The sequence below is a fragment of the Cyanobacteriota bacterium genome, from assembly GCA_025054735.1.
GTDB lineage: Bacteria > Cyanobacteriota > Cyanobacteriia > SKYG9 > SKYG9 > SKYG9.
Genome location: JANWZG010000398.1, coordinates 1 through 3624, shown reverse-complemented (window position 1 = coordinate 3624; position 3624 = coordinate 1). Strand labels below are relative to the sequence as shown.

Here is a 3624-nt window from a genome sequence, read left to right as displayed (position 1 = left end):
TCAGCAGGGTCAGCCAGCGTATCGCGGCCAACAACTGCACCAGTGGATTTATCAGCGGGGAACACGCTCCCTGGAGGAGATTTCTGTCTTCCCAAAGGCTTGGCGGCTAGCGTTGGCCGATGTTACTGTTGGCCGCTCCTCCCAGTATCGCAAGGTAATTGCAAAGGATGGTACCATCAAGTTTCTGCTTCAGCTAGCTGATGGTCAAATCATTGAAACTGTAGGAATTCCTACAGCTAAGCGGCTAACGGTCTGTGTTTCCTCTCAAGTGGGCTGTCCGATGGCCTGTAACTTTTGTGCAACAGGTAAAGGTGGCTATGTTCGCAATCTTACACCTGCTGAAATCATTGATCAGGTGTTAACGGTGCAAGAAGAGTTTCAACAGCGGGTCAGTAATGTAGTGTTTATGGGCATGGGGGAACCCCTGTTGAATACGGCTAATGTGGTGTCAGCGCTACGATCGCTGAATCGTGATGTAGGCATTGGACAACGCTTTATGACTGTCTCCACGGTTGGCATACCCAACCATATCCGCCAATTTGCCCACTACCAGCTACAGGTTACTCTGGCTGTGAGTCTTCATGCTCCTAACCAAGCACTGAGGGAACAGCTCATTCCTAGTGCTAAACATTATCCCCTAGAGGCCTTGCTCGCGGAATGTAGGGACTATGTTCAAGTAACGGGGCGACGTGTGACCTTTGAATATATTGTCCTAGCCGATGTCAATGACCAACCTGACCATGCCTTAGAGTTAGCTGATCGCCTACGTGGCTTCCAAAGTCATGTCAACTTGATCCCCTACAACCCGATTCATGAGGTTGACTATAAGCGGCCTAGCCCTAAGCGCATCCAAGCATTTCTCCAGATTTTAGAAACTCGGCATATTGCCGCTAGTGTTCGACAGTCTAGGGGGTTATCGGCTGATGCAGCCTGTGGTCAACTCAGGGCTTCACAGGTTGCACGAAATACGTAGCTAGCCCGAACTTGAGTCAAACAAAGTCCAGGAGCATAGGCCTCAATTACTTGACCAGTACGATCGCAGGTCACTAGCAAATAGTCACAACTGTCACACTGAGTACGGACTAGCTCGCTGTCTTGAAAATAGTGTCGCTCTGCAAGACTGCCGCAATTTGGGCAACGGATTACTTGTACTGACTGCATTTTAAGTGGCTCCTATCTATCGGTTAGTCTGCGTAAATTCTTTATCTATTCACTAGCCAATTAATTCACTGCAATAAAACGTAGCTTAAATTACAAAGCTGTAATAAAGAGTGAAGCATTGGACTTAACTGTTTTGATTATGTCTAGATTAAGTGGAAATGACAATACAAAACTTCGAGAAAAATAGAGAGCTACACAATAGGGATCAATGAAATCTATATTACTTTTAGTGTGGTGAGCAGATTATGAATATTTAATGTAGCTTGAGTTACAGAGTTTTCGTAACACTTATGTCTAAGGAGAGCGTCAATAGCGATCGTTACTATCCTTACTAACAAGAGTAAATTACGACGAAATAAATTAAGATTTAATTAATAATTCATTGGTTGATTTTGTATAAGTTTTGTTTCGTAGAGATGTAATTTTCAAAAATCGTTGCAGGGTATACATCGCAGGGTTTTACACATGTAGTTTGTGTTATCTTAGCAACTCAGTACTCCTAATTAAGTCCGTAATTCTATGCAGCAGCATTGTAGTTAGAAGGAACTGCAATGTTTTGGAAGGAACTGTAAGAGAATATTTTTATTGGGCAATACATATGCTCATCCCAATTTCACTAGTCCATCTAGACACTCGTCACTGTGTCAGACCCCAATGGACACTCGTCACTGTATCAGACCCCAAGTCTGGCCATCATACAGCGAATTTCTGGACAATACATTCTCTTGAATAAACGTTAATCCTGATTCCTAGTAGCTTCCACATTTGCACTTTGGTGACGATCGCCCCGCATGTATCACCAATTACTACATCCATTTCACCCTACAAAGAGCTTGGTTTAGCAGCATCGTTGACGAGTATGGCAACCGCCGCGAGGTGGATATTGCCGAATGGGCAATGCCAATGCAGAAGATTTACGGGCGATTGCAGATGACCCCTAAACAAATTGCTGAGTTTTGCCAAAAATGGCACATTGCGGAGTTAGCAGCGTTTGGTTCGATTCTGCGGGAAGACTTTCGCCAGAGTGAGAGGGATGTAGATTTCCTGTTTTGTGATCGCCCGAATACAAATATGAGCTTATTACGCAGAGTAAGAATGAAGGTAGAACTGGAAGAACCGTGCGCTCGCCCTGCAGATTTAGTTATGTTTTCTGAGGTTATGGCTAGCCACACCCAAAATCGCAGGAAAAATGTCTTAGGGTCGGCAACATTGATTTATGTTGAGGGATAAAGATGCAATTATTTTGCTAATGCAATCCAAGAAATGTTGATTTCGATAGCAAGTATTGGAAAGTTGAGCGAGAAATGTGCCTGCGCAGTTGGAAGCGGGAGGTCATCAACTTTAGATTACGTATTTCAGGAAGGGCTAGAGACAAGCCCTAACTTAAAGTCATTTTTGCAAGATGTTTTCACCAAGCAATACAAAAATGCCAGAAACCTATTTCTCAATGCGAGTGAGTTGAATGGGCGTTTGATGCCTGAGGAACCTGAATTTACTCTGGAACAAGCCCTAGATGAAGACTGGCTCCCTTGGCCGCCAGAATAGTTCGTAGCGTTGATTTCAGTAAGCTTTGGACAACGACTAGAAATGAGCGGGTGAAGCCAGAACCCATCCTTATCAAGTCATCGACCCAGCATAGTTACGTGAGCCAACTAACAAGCAGTTGTCCTCACGATTCAGGACACCACGAATCTAGACTTTAGCACCCTAAAGCACACCAGTGGACTAGAGTTTATCTGTCAGCCCCATCAACAGGGGATAAACCATCAACAGGGGATAAAAGTGCATAGTTGCTTAGCTGTGAGTGGAGAAGAGGAATGAGGGCAAACGTGATATTCATCCAATATGGTCTGCACGATACAGGTCACAACTAAGTCCACAACTGTCTCATTCTCTAAATGGGCAATCCCTAGGCAGCAGACATGAGCGCCTTCGTGGTAGAAGCTCCGGCTTGCCGCAGTTGTCGATGAATCGTCATGGTTACCCAGCCCATGGTTATCACTTGACCCAATGCCCCTAAAGCAACCGTCACCAGGGCTAGGTTTTCAAACGCTACCCAGGGAAATGCCGTCAGCACCCATGGTTCCGGAATGGTTGCAGGATCCATTGACAACAGGCTAAACACGATCGGCGGCAAGATAACTACTGCACCCACAATCCCCATGGCCCACAGGGCACGCTTAGGGGTTTGTAGCAGTAACAGCCGCTGGGCGATCGCAGCACAAATCAGAATTATGCCGAACGTCAGCCAAACAGTAGCAATGCCAGGAATCAGATGCTCACCATTGTAGTAATTTGTCCACCAGGGCCAATTGAGTAGAATCCACAGCGAAACCATGACCCCTGCAATTGTGAGATTAACTGCGATCGCTACCAGAGCTGGACTACGTTCACCCCAGAGAAAATCCGCCAGCAGCGAGCGCAACCCTGAACCAGATTGGTGGTTTGGCACGTCACAGTCTT

The 3624-nt window shown here is 45.7% G+C and carries 5 protein-coding genes; 3 read left to right on the top strand and 2 right to left on the bottom strand.

All coding sequences use genetic code 11. The annotated features are described in order from the left end of the window. Nucleotides 1–973: 23S rRNA (adenine(2503)-C(2))-methyltransferase RlmN (rlmN, locus tag NZ772_15755; GenBank protein ID MCS6815010.1), on the top strand; the 973-nt coding region annotated here is incomplete at its 5' end. Here the strand turns inward: rlmN and NZ772_15750 are convergent. Next, nucleotides 937–1161: a replication restart DNA helicase PriA gene (locus tag NZ772_15750; GenBank protein ID MCS6815009.1), complete on the bottom strand. Its 225-nt coding sequence runs from the start codon at nt 1159–1161 to the stop codon at nt 937–939. The two genes, rlmN and NZ772_15750, sit on opposite strands and share 37 nt — an antisense overlap. 765 nt (nt 1162–1926) lie before the next feature. Here NZ772_15750 and NZ772_15745 point away from each other — a divergent pair. Together NZ772_15745 and NZ772_15740 are read left to right on the top strand one after the other, a co-directional pair. Beyond that, nucleotides 1927–2391 carry a nucleotidyltransferase domain-containing protein gene (locus NZ772_15745; GenBank protein ID MCS6815008.1) on the top strand — a complete coding sequence of 155 codons (465 nt, stop codon included), beginning with the start codon at nt 1927–1929 and terminating at the stop codon, nt 2389–2391. Between the two features lie 165 nt (nt 2392–2556). Next, the gene (locus NZ772_15740; protein ID MCS6815007.1) at nt 2557–2706 is read left to right on the top strand and encodes a DUF29 domain-containing protein; all 150 of its coding nucleotides are present in this window, start codon (nt 2557–2559) and stop codon (nt 2704–2706) included. A gap of 364 nt (nt 2707–3070) precedes the next feature. On the opposite strand, the gene NZ772_15735 is transcribed toward NZ772_15740, so the two are convergent. Continuing rightward, a partial coding sequence (locus tag NZ772_15735) for a hypothetical protein (GenBank protein MCS6815006.1) occupies nt 3071–3624 on the bottom strand: 554 nt, incomplete at its 5' end.